We start from the raw sequence: 15,273 nt of genomic DNA on the forward strand, positions 1-15,273 counted from the left end.
AACCACCTGTAATGCTGCGATTTGTCCAAGTTTGAGGAATGGGGGGATCGAATCGAACCCCCTGGGGGGCGGACTCCTCCGGTCCACGCCGGGTAGCGTCATCCCTGACGGCCGTGGCAGGACCCACGGCGTACCGCCGGACTCGGCGGGCACAGAGGGGAAGCGGCGGTAGCGAGGATGGCGCGGGGCGGAAAGGCCTTCAAGGCCGTGGCCAAGGGCATGGCCGTGGTGGCGAGCGCGGCCGCCGTGATCGAACGGCGCCGACGCGCCGCGATGGCGACCGACCCGCACGAGCTTCCCGTCCCGGCCCTCGCCGAGGCGCCCGGACCGGTCCCGGTCCCGGTCCCGGTCCCGGTACCGCGGGCCGACTCGGCCCCGGCCGCCGAACCCGTCGCGAACACGACGGCCGCGGCCACCGTGCCCGCGGCGGCGGCTCCGGCAGCCCCAGCCGCTCCGCCCGCACCCGCTGCGAACGTCGCGAACGCCGCGAACGCCGCGAACGTCGCGAACGTCGCGAACGTCGCGAACGTCGCGAACGCCACGAACGCCGGGCTCGGTCGGGAGTACCACCCGGGCCGGCCCGCCACCCCCGCCGAGGCGGTGCCCTGGGGACTGCGCGTGGCCGCCGAGTCGACCTGGCGGCTGCTGCTGCTCGGCGCCGCGCTGTACGTCGTCTTCTACGTCGTCGACATGCTGCGGCTGGTCGCCTTCTCGGTGCTGGCCTCGCTGCTGATCACCGCGCTGCTGGAGCCCTCCGTCTCCTGGCTGCGCCGGCACGGGGTGCCGCGCTCACTCGCGGCGGGCGGGGTGTTCCTGAGCGGTCTGGCCGGGATCGGGCTGGTCGGCTGGTTCGTGGTCTGGCAGGTGACCACCAACCTGTCGGACGTCACCAACCAGGTGAAGACCGGCGTCAACCAGCTGCGGGACTGGCTGGTCACCGGACCGCTGCACCTGACCCAGCAGCAGATCACCGACTTCGCCAACCAGATCACCAAGGCCATCACCACCAACACCGACCAGCTCACCTCGGCCTCGATCACCGGCGCGCAGATCGCCGTCGAGGTGCTGACCGCGCTGCTGATGACCTTCTTCACCACCTTCTTCTTCCTCTACGACGGGGCGAAGATCTGGAACTGGGCGCTGCGCGGCCTGCCCCGGCACTCCCGCTTCGCGATGGCCGGCGCCGGCCCCAAGGCCTGGATCACCCTCACGGCGTACGTGCGCGGCACGGTCGGCGTGGCCTTCATCGACGCGGTCTGCATCGGCACCGGCATCGAGCTGCTCGGCGTGCCGCTGGCCGTGCCGCTGGCCGTGATCATCTTCCTGGGGGCCTTCGTCCCGCTGGTCGGCGCCCTGATCACCGGCACCGTCGCGGTCCTGATCGCCCTGGTCACCCAGGGGCCGTGGACGGCGCTGATGGTGCTGGTGATCCTGATCGTGGTCATGCAGGTCGAGAGCCACATCCTCCAGCCCCTGATCCTCGGCCGGGCCGTCCGGGTCCACCCCCTCGGCGTGGTCCTCGGCGTCGCGGCCGGCGGCATCATCGGCGGCATCGGCGGCGCGGTGGTCGCCGTCCCGCTGATCGCCGTCACCAACACCGTGATCACCCACCTCCGCCGCCGCAACGAGGCCGGCCAAGCCGTCTTCACCGCGCTCGAAGCCGCCCGCGAAGCCGCCGAACGCACGGCGGGGACCCAGCCGGCGCCGGCGACTCCGGCGACTCAGCCCGCCACGGACTAGACGAAGCGTCGGACAGGATCGTGCAGACCGCCACGATCATCAGGCCGATCGGCGTGCGCTAGACCGGGGCGAGCGCCCGCCATGTCGTGCACGGATCGCCTTGCACTGTGGCGGAGTCGGCAATGCCCGGGGCGGGGAAACGCCGACAGGCCCCTCCGGAAGCGGAGGGGCCCGTCGGCGGGGTGCCGGGTGCGTCAGGCGAGGGCGGCCTCGGAGTCGAGGACGCCGGCCACGGCCTGCAGGACGGCGGCGATCTTCATGGAGGCCTGGATGACCTCGCGATCGACGCCGGCCTTGCGCAGGACGGCCTCGTGCGAGTCGAGGCACTGGCCGCAGCCGTTGATGGCCGAGACCGCGAAGCACCAGAGCTCGAAGTCGACCTTCTCGACGCCCGGGGTGCCGATGATGTTCATCCGCAGGCCGGCGCGCATCGTGCTGTACTCCTTGTCGGAGAGCAGGTGCAGCGTCCGGTAGTAGACGTTGTTCATCCCCATGATCGCGGCCGCGCCCTTGGCGGCGGTGTACGCCTCCGGGGAGAGGTTGGCCTTGGCCTCGGGCTCCAGCTCACGCAACAGGCCGGGGCTGCGGGTGGCCATCGCGCAGGACAGCACGGTGCCCCAGAGCTGCTGGGCGGGGAGGTCGGAGTTGCCGATAACCGAGCCCAGGTTGAGCTTGAGGTCCTTGGCGTAGTCCGGGAGGGCGGCCTTGAGGTCGTCGAGGGCCATGGGTCAGCCCGCCAGGAGGGCCTGGGCGTCGAGGGTGTCCTCGCCCTTGTTCCAGTTGCACGGGCACAGCTCGTCGGTCTGCAGGGCGTCCAGCACCCGCAGGACCTCCTTGGGGTTACGGCCGACGGAGCCGGCGGTCACCATGACGAACTGGATCTCGTTGTTCGGGTCGACGATGAAGACGGCGCGCTGGGCGGTTCCGTCCTCGCCCTCGACGCCGCAGGCGCGCATCAGGTCGTGCTTGATGTCGGCCAGCATCGGGAAGGGCAGGTCGCGCAGGTCCTTGTGGTCCTTGCGCCAGGCGTGGTGCACGAACTCGGAGTCGCCGGAGACGCCGAGGATCTGGGCGTCACGGTCGGCGAACTCGTCGTTCAGCTTGCCGAACGCGGCGATCTCGGTCGGGCAGACGAAGGTGAAGTCCATCGGCCAGAAGAAGACGATCTTCCACTTGCCCTCGTAGGTCTTGTGGTCGATGTCGGCGAAGGCGCTCGCGGCGTCCAGGTCAACGCAGGCCTTGAGGTCGAACTCGGGGAACTTGTCACCGATCGTGAGCACGTTCGCTTCTCCAGAACATGAGACTGAGGGGAGATTGTCCGGATTCCGGACACGCTCCACGATTCCACATCGTGGACTGATCAGGGAAATAGCTACACTGGATGTGTCTGATCGGAGATTGCTATCAGTACTGAATCGTCCACGTCCCGGCCCGCCGCCCGGAGGTCCGCCGCCAAGTCCGATCCGGCTGTGGCGGGTGGCCCGGTCCGCAGCCCGCGGATGCCGACGGTCGCCCAGCTCAGGGCGTTCGTCGCGGTGGCCGAGCACCGGCACTTCCGGGAGGCCGCCGCCGCGACCGGGACCAGCCAGCCGGCGCTGTCCGGAGCGGTCGCGGCGCTGGAGGAGTCGCTGGGCGCGCAGTTGGTCGAGCGTACGACGCGCAAGGTGATCATCACCCCGCTGGGGGAGCGGGTGCACGAACGCGCCCGTCGGGTGCTGGCCTCGCTGCAGGCGCTGACCGAGGAGGTCGAGGCCGCCCGCCGGCCGTTCACCGGGCCGCTGCACCTGGGCGTGATCCCGACCGTCGCGCCCTACCTGCTGCCCCTGGTGCTGAAGCTGGTGCGCGACCGGTTCCCGGAGCTGGAGCTGCACGTCCACGAGGAGCGCACCCCCTCGCTGCTGGAGGGCCTGGCCGCCGGGCGGCTGGACGTGCTGCTGCTCGCGCTGCCGGCCGGCGGGGCCTCGCCGACCCGGGACATCCCGCTGTTCGACGAGGACTTCGTCCTGGTCACCCCGCCCGGGCACCCGCTCGCCGGGCGGATCGACGTCCCGCGTGACGTGCTGCTCGACCTGGACGTGCTGCTGCTGGAGGAGGGCCACTGCCTGCGCGACCAGGCGCTGGACATCTGCCGTGAGGTCGGCGCCGACCCGGCCGGCTCCACCACCCGCGCGGCCGGGTTGTCCACCCTGGTCCAGCTGGTCGCCGGGGGCCTCGGGGTGACCCTGTTGCCCGCGACCGCGCTGGACGTCGAGGCCGGCCGCACCGACCGGCTGGCCGCCGTCCGCTTCGCCGCGCCGGCGCCGGGCCGCCGGATCGGGCTGGCCACCCGCCCGGGCTCGGCCCGCAGCGCGGAGTACGAGCGCTTCGCGGCCGCGCTGCGCGAGGTGCTGGTCGAACTGCCGGTCCGGATCGTCGCCTAGTCGCAGTACTGGAGCCCGCCTTCGACGAACGGCTTCAGGCGCCGCGGCCGACCGCGGCCGGGGCACCCAGGCAGAGTCCGACCGTCGTGGCCACCAGCAGGTCCAGCGCTCGCAGGGTGTCCGGGTCGGCGGGCTCGCCGGAGGCGTGCCGGGTGAGGTGGCGGGCCGTCAGGCCGTCGAAGCCGTTGAGGAAGTGGACGGCGATCTCGTGGGCGGGCATGGCCAAGGTCAGTCCGTGGTCGGTCGCGAGGGCGGCGAGCATCTCGGTGGCGGTGCCCTCGATCGCGTGGTCCAGCCCGAGCATGATCTCCCGCACGTCCGGGTCGCGCATCGCCAGCGCCGAGAACTCGCTGAGCAGCACGCAGCGCCCGTCCTCGCCGGTGGCGGCGTCCCAGAGCGCGTGCACCAGGGTGCGCACCTGCTCGCCGAACGGGCCGTCGCCCGGGGACGCGGCGCGCACCTGGTCGATGAACTGGGCCGCCACCTCCTCGACGACGGCCCGGTAGAGGTCCTTCTTGGTGCCGAAGGTGTAGTGCACCGTCGCCTGTGCCACGCCCAGTTCGGCCGCGATCGCGCGGGTGCTGCCGGCGGCGACCCCTTCCCGGGTCATCAGGTCGATTGCAGCCCGGACCAGCTGTGGTCGGCGTTCGGAGGCGGGGACATGAGCCATTCAGCCAGGGTAGCGCCATGGTCGGGCAACTGTGTCGCTGAACTGTGTCGGTCGATTTTGTCGGCCAACTTTGTCACTCGACAAACTTGGGTCTACCGTGGGAGGGGTCCGCTCAGGCAGCCGCCTGTCCGACGATCCGACCGAGGGAACCCATGGCCACGTACCTGTATCGGCTGGGCCGCTACTGCTTCCGGAGAAGGCGAGCCGTGCTGGCCGTCTGGATCGCCCTGCTGATCGCGATCGGCGGGGCCGCGGGGGCCTTCGCGGGCAAGACCAGCGACGAGTTCAAGGTCCCCGGCACCGAGGCCCAGAGCACCCTGGACAAGATCAAGGGCACCTTCCCGGCGCAGGGCCACGGCTCCGCGCAGGTCGTCTTCGTCGCCAAGGACTCCGGCGGCATCGCGGCGCCCGGGGCGGGCAAGGCGGTCGGCGAGGCCGTCGCCCGGATCGCCCACGTCCCGGGCGTGGCCGCAGTGCCCGACCCCTACGCCACCGGCGCCGTCTCCCGGGACGGGAAGGTCGCGATCGCCCTGGTCTCCTTCGACCACAAGCTCGCCGAGGTCACCGACCAGCAGCGCGACGCCGTGAAGGCGGCCGCCGAACCGGTCCGCGCGGCCGGGCTGGACGTGGCCTTCGGTGGTGACGCCTACAACAAGCTGGCCCAGATCGAGGGTGGCTCCGAGTCGATCGGCCTGGTGGTGGCCGGGGCGGTGCTGGTGATCACCCTGGGCACGCTGGTCGCCGCCGGACTGCCGCTGCTGACCGCGCTGGTCGGCGTCGGCGTGGCCATGGGCGGGCTGCTGGCGCTCACCGGCTCGTTCGAGATCATCACCACCGCGCCGGTGCTGGCGCTGATGGTCGGCCTCGCGGTCGGCATCGACTACGCGCTGTTCATCCTCTTCCGGTACCGCCGCAACCTGGACGAGGGCCTGGAACCGGAGGAGGCCGCCGCCCGGGCCACCGCGACCGCCGGCAGCGCCGTGGTCTTCGCCGGCCTGACCGTCGTCGTGGCGCTCGCCGGGCTCGCCGTGGCCGGTGTCCCGTTCCTCACCGTGATGGGGTTGGCCGCCTCCGGGGCCGTGGTGGTCGCCGTCCTGGTCGCGATCACCCTGCTGCCCGCGGTGCTCGGCTTCGCCGGCCGCGCGATCGACCGGCTGCCGGTCTGGAAGCGGGCGCTGACCACGCACGGCAGGACCACCGCGGGCGAGCGCTGGGCCCGCTTCGTGGTCCGCCGCCCGCTGCCCGTGCTGCTGGTCGGCCTGGCCGGGCTGGGCGCCCTCGCGGTGCCCGCCGCGAGCCTCGACCTCGGCCTGCCGGGCGGTGGCTCGCAGGCCGCCGGGACGGACGCCCGCACGGCGTACGACCTGGTCAGCGAGAGCTTCGGCCCCGGCTTCAACGCACCGCTGGTGGTCGTCGTGGACACCCATGACTCGCCCCGGCCCGAGCAGGCGGTGCAGGGCGTGGCCGGGAAGCTGCAGACCCTGAAGGGCGTCAGGACGCTGCTGCCGCCGACCGTCGACCAGGCCAGCCGGACCGCCCTGGTGCCGGTCATCCCGCAGACCGGCCCGGACCACGCGGACACCAAGGCGCTGGTCAACGAGATCCGCGACCAGCGCGCCGGGCTCAAGGCCGCGACCGGCGCGAACATCGCCGTCACCGGCACCACGGCCGCCAACATCGACGTCTCCACCAAGCTCGGTCAGGCCCTGCCGCCGTTCGTCGCGGTGATCGTCGGCATCGCCCTGGTGCTGCTGGCGCTGGCCTTCCGTTCCGTGCTGGTGCCGCTCAAGGCGGTGTTCGGCTTCCTGCTCAGCATCGGGGCCTCGCTCGGCGCGGTGGTCGCGGTCTACCAGTGGGGCTGGCTGGACGGACTGATCGACGTGCCCAAGGTCGGCCCGGTGGTCAGCTTCGTGCCGATCCTGCTGATCGGCGTGCTGTTCGGGCTGGCGATGGACTACGAGCTGTTCCTGGTCTCCGGGATGAAGGAGCAGTACGTCCACGGCAAGGAGCCGCGCGAGGCGGTCGTCGGCGGGGTGAAGGGCGGCGCCCGGGTGGTGACCGCGGCCGCGCTGATCATGATCTCGGTGTTCGGCGCCTTCGTCTTCGGCCACGACCCGATCGTCCAGCCGATCGGCTTCGCCCTCGCGGTGGGCGTGCTGGTGGACGCCTTCGTGGTGCGGATGGCGTTGGTGCCGGCCGCGATGGCGCTGTTCGGCAAGGCGGCCTGGTGGTTCCCGAAGCGGCTGGAGAAGGTCGTGCCGAAGGTCGACATGGAGGGCGAGCAGCTGGTCGCCCGGCTGGAGGAGCGGCGGCCGACGAAGGAGCCCGCCGGGGTGTGACGACTCCTTCGACGCGCCCGGTGGGACCCGCTCCCGCCGGGCGCCCGGCTGTTCCGGGGCTGTTCCACGGCGGTTCCACGGTCGTCGTGGCGGACGGCTACTGGGGCAGTCGCTGCTCGAACCAGACCACCTTGCCGGTGCCCAGCCGGGTGGCACCCCAGCGATCCGCGCACCGGGCGACTATCTGCAGCCCGCGTCCGCGTTCGTCCTCCGGACCGGCACGGCGCGGCCGCGGCAGCAGCGGGCTGTCGTCGCCGACCTCGCAGCGCAGCCGGGCGGTGCGCACCAGGCTCAGGGTGACCGGCCGGGTCGCGTGCTGGACGGCGTTGGTCACTAGCTCGCTGACCATCAGCTCGGTGGCCTCGCTCAGCTCGTCCAACCCCCAGCGGCGCAGCGTGTGCGCGGCCAGCCGGCGTGCCCGGCCGGGCGTCTCGTTGCGCGGCTGCAGGTACCAGTGGGCGACGTCCCCGGCCGGGATGCCGTCGAAGCAGGCGCCGAGCAGGGCGATGTCGTCGCCGCGGTCCCCGGGTGGCAGGATCCGCAGCGCCTCCTGGCACAGCTGCTCGGGGGACTGCCAGCGCGCGGCGGCGATCCTGGCCCGGAGCACCTCCAGGCCGTCGCTGATCGCCCGGCTGCGGGTCTCCACCAGGCCGTCGGTGAACAGCAGCAGGGCCGATCCGGGCGGTGCGGGCAGTTCGACGGAGTTGAAGTCCACCCCGCCGACCCCGATCGGCGCCCCGGAGTCCAGCTCCACCAACTCGGCGGTACCGTCCGGGCGGACCAGCACCGGCGGGACGTGCCCGGCGTTGGCCAGTACCACCCGGTTGGCGATCGGGTCGTAGACCGCGTAGACGCAGGTGGCCAGGTGCTGTTCGCGGCCGAGCCGCTGGGCCTGCTCGTCCAGGTGGTAGAGCACCTCGTGCGGCGGCAGGTCGAGGGCGGCCAAGGTCTGGGCGCTGGTGCGTAGTTGGCCCATGATGGCGGCCGAGGTGAGCGAGTGGCCCATCACGTCGCCGACGATCAGGGCGACCCGGTTGCCGGGCAGCGGCACCGCGTCGTACCAGTCGCCGCCGACCTGCGCGCCGCGCTCGCCGGGCAGGTAGCGCTGGGCGAGCCGGACGCCGTGCGGCTGCGGCAGCCGCAACGGCAGCATGCTGCGCTGGAGTTCGTTGGCTATCTCCCATTCGCGGGCGTACCGCAGCGCGGTGTCCACCGCCAGCCCGGCCTGGGTGGCCAGGTGCGCGGCGGTCGCGGTGTCGGCCGCGTCGAAGGCCGGGCGGCCGGTGCGTTCAGGGGGACGGCGGATCAGCACCAGCAACCCCAGGACGGCCTTGCGGCCGCGCAGCGGCAGGGCGAGGACCGAGGTACCGGCGGCCAGCCGGGCCAGCCCCCGGGTGCCGTACAGCTCGCGCAGCAGCGTCTCGGTGCGTTCGGCGGCGGGCGTGCCCAGGAGGGCCGACTCGGCCGGACGGCGGCTCAGCAGGACGTGCGCGAGCGCGCCGCCGCGGGTGACCGGGACGGCCGGGCCAGGGTCGGCGGTGGAGCGGGAGCCGTACCGGGAGCGGTGCCGGTCGTCCACGCCGCCCTTGCGGCCGCGGCGACCGATCCGGGTGCCGGTGCTGTGGTGGATCCGCAGCTCGTCCGGGAAGCCGGGCTCGCGCTCGACGTTGGGCAGCGGGTCGCGCAGGTGGACGACGGCCGCGTCGGCGAGGGTCGGGACCAGCACCCGGCCGATGTTGCGCAGGGTCGCGGACAGGTCGAGGGCGCTGTTGATCCGCCGGGTCGCCGCGTCGAGGTAGGCGAGCCGGTCCGCCACCTCGGCGCGGTCCGGCCCTGCCGTCGGCGGCTTCGCCGGGGCCTGCACCCGGGCCGGGACCTGGCGGCGCTGGCCCGGGACGGCGGGCGGCTGCTCCGCCTCGGTCTTGAGCTGGTCGCGCACGGCTGCCTGTCCTGGATTCGGTGTGGTCGGTGGGTGTGCTGGTCGATGGGCGTGCTCGTCGATCGGTTGATCAGCCGACGCGTCGACAGCACAGGAACAGCTGTTCCTCCGGCGGCAGCGTGGTACTGGCCGGCGCGTACGGATGCCCCGAGCACTCCTCGACGGCGAAACCGGCCGCGACCAGAACCCGTTCCAGATCCTCCCTCAGATAGCCACTGATCCGCAGCTCTCTGCCAAGGAACGGAAGCGGAACGTGATCCAGATCCGCCTCGACCATACCGAGCGCCAGCAGGCCGCCCGGCCGCAGGAGTTCACGCAGCCGACCGAGCACGGTCGGGATCTCGTCCTGCGGCAGCAGGATCAGTGAGAAGAACGCGGTGACGGCGGCGAAGGTGCCGTGGCCCTCCGGGCCGAGGCCGGGGACGCCCCAGACCCGGTCGGCGCGCTCGGTGGCCAGATCGTACAGGTCGATCCGATGGAAATCGGGCGGGTACGGGCCGGGGTGGTTCGCCCGGCGGGCCAGCGTGAGCATCACGTCCGAGAGGTCCACCCCGGTCACCCGCAGCCCGCCGGCGGTCAGCTGGCGGACGGTCGGCTCGCCGGTGCCGCAGCCCGCGTCCAGCACCCGGGCCCCGGGTTCGAGCGCGGCGAGCAGCCGCTTCCCGCACTCCAGCTGCCCGTCCTTGGCCGGGAAGGCCTCGCCGTACTCGGCGCCGATGGTGTCGAAGGCGACCGCCTGCAGGGCCCGCGCCGCACGGCGCCGCCGTACGTCGGGTTCGTCGTCGTCGGCTTCCTCGCCGACCGGGAACGAATCGGATATCTGTCCGGTCGTCACGCTGAGAGGCACCCTTCCACCCGTGGCCTCCGGTCGGCTCCTCCGCGGCCTCGCGGGCCGCTGCCGGTGGCGGTACGTCACGCTCCCCGCATCACACAGACGCACTGCCCCCCGACACGTTGCCGGCGGACACTCGTGTGCGTACTGGCATCTGAGAATATGCGTGATCACTGCGTCGTGGGGTCCCTTTCCAGCCAACTCGTCGTGCTTGGGCCGATGTGGGCTAGGTTCTCGGAAGCACTGCGGTGTGGGCGGGGGTGGTGCGCCGGGCTCCGCACGCCGCACGGTGCGCCGGGGTAGCGTCGCTGACCTGCGGTTTCGCCAGTCCGCAGGCTGACAATCAGGCGTTTATCGAACGTCAATCGGCTAGGTGCAGAGTTGAGTCCAGCGCCGGGGAAGCGTTGAGGGCGCTCCCGCAGCCGGGGGGCTGCGGGAGCGCCGACGCGCGGATCGGGGGAGGTGCTCCGCTGGGGGGCGGAGGCCTTACGGCGCGGGGGGAGAAGAGAAGGGCTCGGTGTGCTGTCGGGAGATGAGGTCCGCCACGGGGGAGGCCTCTGGCACACCGAGCCGCGTGAAGATCGCGTGCGCCTCCTGGAGACAGGCGAGCCCGCGGGCCGGCTGGGCCAGGGCGAGCAGCGCCTCGCCGAGGGCGGCGTTGGCCAGGCCCTGGCAGTAGGCGAAGTCCATCTCCTGGGCGATCGCCAGCGATGCGTCGGCGGCCTCGGCGGCCTCGGTGTGCTGTCCTGCGGCGAACAGGGCGGAGGCCAGGCGGGCCAGGGCGTAGCCCTCCCAGAGCGCGTTCTGCTGGGACTGGAACAGTTGGTGGGCCTCACGCAGGTGCGGGACGGCCTCGGCCGTGGAGAGCACCACACCGAGCTGGTAGAGGGTCTGGGCGAGCAGCGGGCCGTTGTTGGACGTCCGGGCGGCAGCGACACCGTCTCCGGCCGACTGGACCGCCGTCTCGGTCATGCCGAGCCGGTGCTGAACGCGGGCGATGTTGCTGACGATCCGAGCCTCGCCGATCGACGTACCGACCTGCCGGTTGATGGCGCGGCCCTGTTCCAGGAACGGCAGAGCCTCCGCCGGGCGGTTGCCGACGCTCAGGATCACGCCGAGCATGTTGGCCGTGGCCAGCAGCAGGACGGTCGGCTCGTCCGCCGTCTGGTGGTTCAGACTCCGGCGGAAGGACTGCTCGGATCCATGGAAGTCGCTGGTGATGGACTGCAGGGTGCCGAGGGCGAAGTACACCCGGGCGATCCCGGCCGAGTCGTCACGGCGCTGCGCGTCCTCGCCGATGGCCTCCAGGACCGGGAGTACGCGCGGGCCGCGGGTCGGGTCAGGGTCGATGCTGAACAGGTAGTTCAGCAGGTCGACGGCCGCGCGCTGCAGGGTGCCGGGGCCGCTCGCAGCGGCCTCGACGGCGCTGAGCAGCAGGGCGCCTTCGGTCCGGAGCCAGTCCTGCGCGGCCTGGCTGTTCGGCAGACCGAGCCCCGGCGAGGTGAGCGTGGTCAGCAGTTCGGGCAGCGGGTCGTCCGGCTCGATGACCTGGGCAGCGTTGCGGACGGTCGGGATGAGCAGGTTGAGCAGCCGCAGCACCGCCCGCTGCTGATCCTGGGAGTCCCCGATCCGCTCGTTCTGCCGCTGGGCGTAGAGCCGGAGCAGGTCGTGGTAGCGGTAGCGGCCGGGGGTGAAGCACTCCAGCATGTTCGCCTCGACCAGCGCCTCGGCGAGGTCCTCGGCGGTGTACTCGTCCACGCCGAGCAGCGCAGCCGCTGCCGCCAGCGGGATGTCGGGGGAGTCGATCAGGGCGAGCAGCCGAAAGGCGCGGGCCTCGGCCGCGGACAGCTGTCCGTAGCCGAGCCCGATGGTGGTCTCCACGGCGAGGTTGCCGAGTTGGAGTTCGTCCAGTCGTCGTCGCTGATCGGCTAACCGACTGGCCAGGTCGGAGACGCTCCAGCGCGGTCGGCTGGCCAGCCGGGCGGCGGCGATGCGGACGGCCAGCGGGAGGAAGCCGCAGGCGGTGACCACCTTCATGGCCGCCTCCGGCTCGGCGGCGACCCGCTGTTCGCCGACGATGGCCGAGAACAGCGCCAGCGCCTCGTCCGGGGTCAGCTCCTCGACGTCGAACAGCTGGGCACCGGGGATGCCGGCCAACCGGGAACGGCTGGTGGCGAGCACGGCGCAGCCGGAGACGCCGGGGATGAGCGACTGGATCTGCTCGGCATCCCGCGCGTTGTCGAGCAGGATCAGCATCCGGCGGTTGGCGAGCAGGGACCGGTAGAGGGCGGCACGCTGTTCCAGCGAGTCGGGGCTCTCGGTGACGCCGAGCGCGTGCAGGAAGTCGCCCAGGACGACCACCGGGTCGGCTGGCGAGGCGCCAGCTCCGCGCAGGTCGACGTACAGCTGCCCGTCCGGGAACTCGGCGCGGACACGGTGGGCGACGTGCACCGCGAGGGTGGTCTTGCCGACCCCGCCGATGCCGGCCAGAGAGGTCACGACCACGGCCTGGCCCGTGGCGTTCATCAGGACTGTCGAGAGGTCGCTCACCAGCTCGGTGCGGCCACTGAAGTCCGATACATCGGCGGGGAGTTGGGCTGGGGCGGGAGGTGTAGCCGGGCCTTCCTCGCGGGCGGCGGGGGCGGGTACGGCGGGGAGGACGAGCTCCGGGTCGGCGGCGAGGATGCGGGTGTGCATCGCGGACAGGCCCGCGCCCGGTTCGACCCCGAGCTCCTCGATCAGCAGCTTGCGGGTGTCGGTGTAGACACCGAGGGACTCGGCCTGGCGCCCGCAGCGGTACAGCGCCAGCATCAGCAGTTCGCGAAGCCGCTCACGCAGCGGGTGCTCGGCCGTCAGGTTGTTGAGCTCGCCGACGATCTCCGCGTGCAGGCCGATCTCGAGGGCGGCGGCGCACAGCTCTTCGGCGGCCGCCGCCTGGCGCTCGCCCAGCCGCAGCCGCTGGGCGTCGGCGTAGGGGCCGGGGATGCCGGTGAGTGGACGGCCGCTGAACAGGTCCAGAGCCTGAACGAGCAGTCGGTGCGCTTCGTGCTTGTCGCCCGAGGTGCGGGCCGCTGCGGCCTCGGCGGAGAGCCGCTCGAAGACCGCCAGGTCGAGGGCCTCGCCCGGGATCCGCAGGGCGTACCCGTCGGCGACCGAGACCAGCAGCTCGGCGGGTCGACGAACCTCACGCCGGGGCTCGATGACGGAGCGTAGGCGGGAGATATAGGTGCGGAGGGCGGCGACGGCCTGGGTCGGCGGGCGGTCGCCCCACAGGGCGTCGACCAGGTCCTGGGTGGTGACCGGGCGGCCGGAGTGCAGCAGAAGCGTGGTCAGAACGGCCTGCTGCTGGGGGGAACCGAGGGAGAGGGGTCTGCCGTCGAGCCAGGCCTGGACCGGACCGAGGACTTGGAAGCGCAGCGCAGGGGCCTGCGGCGTCTCCCGAAACTCCATGAAGTCCCCCGATGGCCTGTGGTGTCGATTCCGTGAAAGGGCGCTCGGCGGTCCGCCGTGGTGGTTCAGCTTAGGCGGGCGCCCGACTCTGCCGGACGGCGCCGCAAGCCACACGATGTTTATCGGACATTTAATCAACCCTACGATACTGTCCGCGCGCCCGCGCCACGGAGGTCGGGCTGAACACATTTGATGACCGAAAGGCGGCCGCCCAATGGCCAACGACCAGAGCGAGACCCCGGTGGCGTCGACGCCCGAGAACGGGACGAAGACCGAGGCCCCGGCCGCCGCTGTGGAGGCGGGCAAGGCTGTCGAGGGCGCGGTGGCCGCGTCCTCGAACCCGACCGAGTACACCGCGCCGACCGACGCGGAGAAGAACGCGTTCGAGAACGGCCCGTTCGGTGACGAGGGCCAGTACATAGCGGAGCCCGCCCAGCCGGCCACCGGCGAGCCGGGCGGCCCGCGCAAGCCGGAGAGCGTCATCGGCGGCCACCCGTAAGTCGTGCCGGCCGAGTGCCCCCGTGCCCCCGTCCGGGCGCGGGGGCGCTGTTGGTTATGTGCGCGCCAATTCGTGTGCGGGCCCATCGCGGTGGCCGATTCCCGTCTGTGGTGCACGCATGGTGACCGGCGTCATCCGTAACGTGCCCGGCGGCGGGCGAGGGGCGTTCCGGAATTCCGGATTCACCAAGGTGGATTACCGGGCCCTGAATGTTGTGGTTTGCGTGGATTTTGCCGCAATTACCGGGGCGTCGATCTCAATCAGCTGAATCGCAGGGCTCCGGGGCGGGCGAGACGTGGTGCGGTTCGGCGGTCCATTCGCGGCCGCCGCCCTCGGGGCGTAGGTAGTGCTCGCCGCCGATCGTGTCCATGTAGATGCCGGTGCGTCCGGTCCTCCGGTCGAGGACGAGTTCACCCGCCTGCGGCCGGTAGGCCGGGGCGTTGCGCTGTCGGGTGCTCACCGTGCTGCTCCTCGCTCTGGTAGGCGACTGGCCAGCATCTCTAGAGAAGCTAATATCTCTAGAGATGTCAACGGTCGTATCTCCTTACCGGCGGCCGCGGGCGCGCCTACGATTTGTCCGAGGGAGAGGGAGCAGCGATGACCGGCAGCGGTGGCGACAAACAGCCCAAGTACCAGCGGATCGCGGACTCCCTGAAGGCGGCCATCGACGACGGCCGCTACCGCGCGGGCGACCGGCTCCCCGGCGAGAACGACCTCATGGACGAGTACGGCGTGGCCCGGATGACCGCCCGTCAGGCGCTCGGGGTGCTGCAGAGCGAGGGCATCGCGGAGGCCCGCCGGGGCGCGGGGGTGTTCGTCCGGGACTTCCGGCCGCTGCGCCGGCGCGGCATCCAGCGGCTGGCACAGGCGCAGTGGGGCTCGGGCCGGTCGATATGGTCGGCGGACATCGACAACCGCAGCCTGGTGGTCGACCAGGTGTCCGTCACCGAGCAGGGCGCGCCCGAGCACGTGGCCCGGGTGCTGGGCGTGGACCCGGGTGCGCCGATGTGCGTACGGCACCGCCGGTTCGTCCTGGACGGCAAGCCGGTGCTGCTCTCCACGTCCTACCTGCCCGCCGTGCTGGTCGCCGGTACCGCCATAACCCGCGAGGACACCGGCCCCGGCGGTACCTACGCCCGGCTGGCCGAGATCGGCGCCAAGCCCGTCCACTTCCGCGAGGAGGTCCGGTCCCGCATGCCCGGCGCCGAGGAGGCCGCCCGCCTCGAACTCTCCGCCGGCACCCCGGTCATCCTGATCTGCCGCACCGCCTTCGCTGACGAGGGCCAGGTCGTCGAACTCAACGAGATGATCCTGGACGCCGCCTCCTACGTCCTGGAGTACGACTTCGACGCGTAGGGCCGACGCGGGTGGCGCTGGTTACTGA

At 72.1% G+C, this 15,273-nt stretch carries 13 protein-coding genes; 6 read left to right on the forward strand and 7 right to left on the reverse strand.

Features of this window, described 5'->3' with window-relative positions; translation table 11 throughout:
* Positions 1-177: 177 nt before the first annotated feature.
* Positions 178-1,740, forward strand: coding sequence for an AI-2E family transporter (locus ACH4E7_RS00765; protein WP_396246839.1), 1,563 nt, complete (start codon positions 178-180; stop codon positions 1,738-1,740).
* Positions 1,741-1,934: 194 nt separating this feature from the next.
* On the opposite strand, the gene ACH4E7_RS00770 is transcribed toward ACH4E7_RS00765, so the two are convergent.
* Together ACH4E7_RS00770 and ACH4E7_RS00775 are read right to left on the reverse strand one after the other, a co-directional pair.
* Positions 1,935-2,465: an alkyl hydroperoxide reductase gene (locus ACH4E7_RS00770; protein ID WP_396246840.1), complete on the reverse strand. Its 531-nt coding sequence runs from the start codon at positions 2,463-2,465 to the stop codon at positions 1,935-1,937.
* Positions 2,466-2,468: 3 nt separating this feature from the next.
* Positions 2,469-3,020 carry a peroxiredoxin gene (locus tag ACH4E7_RS00775; protein ID WP_030286645.1) on the reverse strand — a complete coding sequence of 184 codons (552 nt, stop codon included), beginning with the start codon at positions 3,018-3,020 and terminating at the stop codon, positions 2,469-2,471.
* Positions 3,021-3,239: 219 nt separating this feature from the next.
* On the opposite strand from ACH4E7_RS00775, the gene ACH4E7_RS00780 reads away from it, so the two are divergent.
* A complete protein-coding gene (locus tag ACH4E7_RS00780; protein WP_396247132.1) occupies positions 3,240-4,160 on the forward strand; it encodes a LysR substrate-binding domain-containing protein in 921 nt (306 codons plus the stop codon).
* A 34-nt stretch (positions 4,161-4,194) separates the two neighbouring features.
* Here ACH4E7_RS00780 and ACH4E7_RS00785 read toward each other — a convergent pair whose 3' ends face one another.
* Positions 4,195-4,830, reverse strand: coding sequence for a TetR/AcrR family transcriptional regulator (locus tag ACH4E7_RS00785; RefSeq protein WP_396246841.1), 636 nt, complete (start codon positions 4,828-4,830; stop codon positions 4,195-4,197).
* A gap of 152 nt (positions 4,831-4,982) precedes the next feature.
* Here ACH4E7_RS00785 and ACH4E7_RS00790 point away from each other — a divergent pair, with 152 nt between their 5' ends.
* The gene (locus ACH4E7_RS00790) at positions 4,983-7,169 is read left to right on the forward strand and encodes an MMPL family transporter (protein ID WP_396246842.1); all 2,187 of its coding nucleotides are present in this window, start codon (positions 4,983-4,985) and stop codon (positions 7,167-7,169) included.
* 97 nt (positions 7,170-7,266) lie between these two features.
* Here ACH4E7_RS00790 and ACH4E7_RS00795 read toward each other — a convergent pair whose 3' ends face one another.
* From ACH4E7_RS00795 to ACH4E7_RS00805, 3 genes are all read right to left on the reverse strand, one after another.
* Positions 7,267-9,108: a SpoIIE family protein phosphatase gene (locus ACH4E7_RS00795; protein WP_396246843.1), complete on the reverse strand. Its 1,842-nt coding sequence runs from the start codon at positions 9,106-9,108 to the stop codon at positions 7,267-7,269.
* A gap of 70 nt (positions 9,109-9,178) precedes the next feature.
* Entirely contained in the window at positions 9,179-9,943 is a 765-nt protein-coding gene (locus tag ACH4E7_RS00800; protein ID WP_396246844.1) for a class I SAM-dependent methyltransferase, read from the reverse strand.
* Between the two features lie 483 nt (positions 9,944-10,426).
* On the reverse strand, positions 10,427-13,390 hold the full coding sequence (locus tag ACH4E7_RS00805; protein WP_396246845.1) for an AfsR/SARP family transcriptional regulator: 2,964 nt from the start codon (positions 13,388-13,390) through the stop codon (positions 10,427-10,429).
* Between the two features lie 214 nt (positions 13,391-13,604).
* On the opposite strand from ACH4E7_RS00805, the gene ACH4E7_RS00810 reads away from it, so the two are divergent.
* A complete protein-coding gene (locus ACH4E7_RS00810; protein ID WP_396246846.1) occupies positions 13,605-13,889 on the forward strand; it encodes a hypothetical protein in 285 nt (94 codons plus the stop codon).
* A gap of 118 nt (positions 13,890-14,007) precedes the next feature.
* On the forward strand, positions 14,008-14,157 hold the full coding sequence (locus ACH4E7_RS00815) for a hypothetical protein (RefSeq protein ID WP_396246847.1): 150 nt from the start codon (positions 14,008-14,010) through the stop codon (positions 14,155-14,157).
* Here the strand turns inward: ACH4E7_RS00815 and ACH4E7_RS00820 are convergent.
* Positions 14,146-14,349 carry a hypothetical protein gene (locus tag ACH4E7_RS00820; RefSeq protein WP_396246848.1) on the reverse strand — a complete coding sequence of 68 codons (204 nt, stop codon included), beginning with the start codon at positions 14,347-14,349 and terminating at the stop codon, positions 14,146-14,148. The two genes, ACH4E7_RS00815 and ACH4E7_RS00820, sit on opposite strands and share 12 nt — an antisense overlap.
* A gap of 137 nt (positions 14,350-14,486) precedes the next feature.
* Here ACH4E7_RS00820 and ACH4E7_RS00825 point away from each other — a divergent pair, with 137 nt between their 5' ends.
* Positions 14,487-15,245 carry a GntR family transcriptional regulator gene (locus ACH4E7_RS00825; protein WP_396246849.1) on the forward strand — a complete coding sequence of 253 codons (759 nt, stop codon included), beginning with the start codon at positions 14,487-14,489 and terminating at the stop codon, positions 15,243-15,245.
* Positions 15,246-15,273: the final 28 nt, after the last annotated feature.

The organism is Kitasatospora sp. NPDC018058, assembly GCF_044327205.1.
Taxonomy (GTDB): Bacteria; Actinomycetota; Actinomycetes; order Streptomycetales; family Streptomycetaceae; genus Kitasatospora.

What these genes read in the sequence shown, in the direction of transcription:
- ACH4E7_RS00815 (WP_396246847.1), top strand. Translation starts at nt 14,008, where the DNA reads ATGGTGACCGGCGTCATCCGTAACGTGCCCGGCGGCGGGCGAGGGGCG.
- ACH4E7_RS00785 (WP_396246841.1), bottom strand. Translation starts at nt 4,830, where the DNA reads ATGGCTCATGTCCCCGCCTCCGAACGCCGACCACAGCTGGTCCGGGCT.
- ACH4E7_RS00770 (WP_396246840.1), bottom strand. Translation starts at nt 2,465, where the DNA reads ATGGCCCTCGACGACCTCAAGGCCGCCCTCCCGGACTACGCCAAGGAC.
- ACH4E7_RS00805 (WP_396246845.1), bottom strand. Translation starts at nt 13,390, where the DNA reads ATGGAGTTTCGGGAGACGCCGCAGGCCCCTGCGCTGCGCTTCCAAGTC.
- ACH4E7_RS00825 (WP_396246849.1), top strand. Translation starts at nt 14,487, where the DNA reads ATGACCGGCAGCGGTGGCGACAAACAGCCCAAGTACCAGCGGATCGCG.
- ACH4E7_RS00810 (WP_396246846.1), top strand. Translation starts at nt 13,605, where the DNA reads ATGGCCAACGACCAGAGCGAGACCCCGGTGGCGTCGACGCCCGAGAAC.
- ACH4E7_RS00790 (WP_396246842.1), top strand. Translation starts at nt 4,983, where the DNA reads ATGGCCACGTACCTGTATCGGCTGGGCCGCTACTGCTTCCGGAGAAGG.
- ACH4E7_RS00765 (WP_396246839.1), top strand. Translation starts at nt 178, where the DNA reads ATGGCGCGGGGCGGAAAGGCCTTCAAGGCCGTGGCCAAGGGCATGGCC.
- ACH4E7_RS00780 (WP_396247132.1), top strand. Translation starts at nt 3,240, where the DNA reads ATGCCGACGGTCGCCCAGCTCAGGGCGTTCGTCGCGGTGGCCGAGCAC.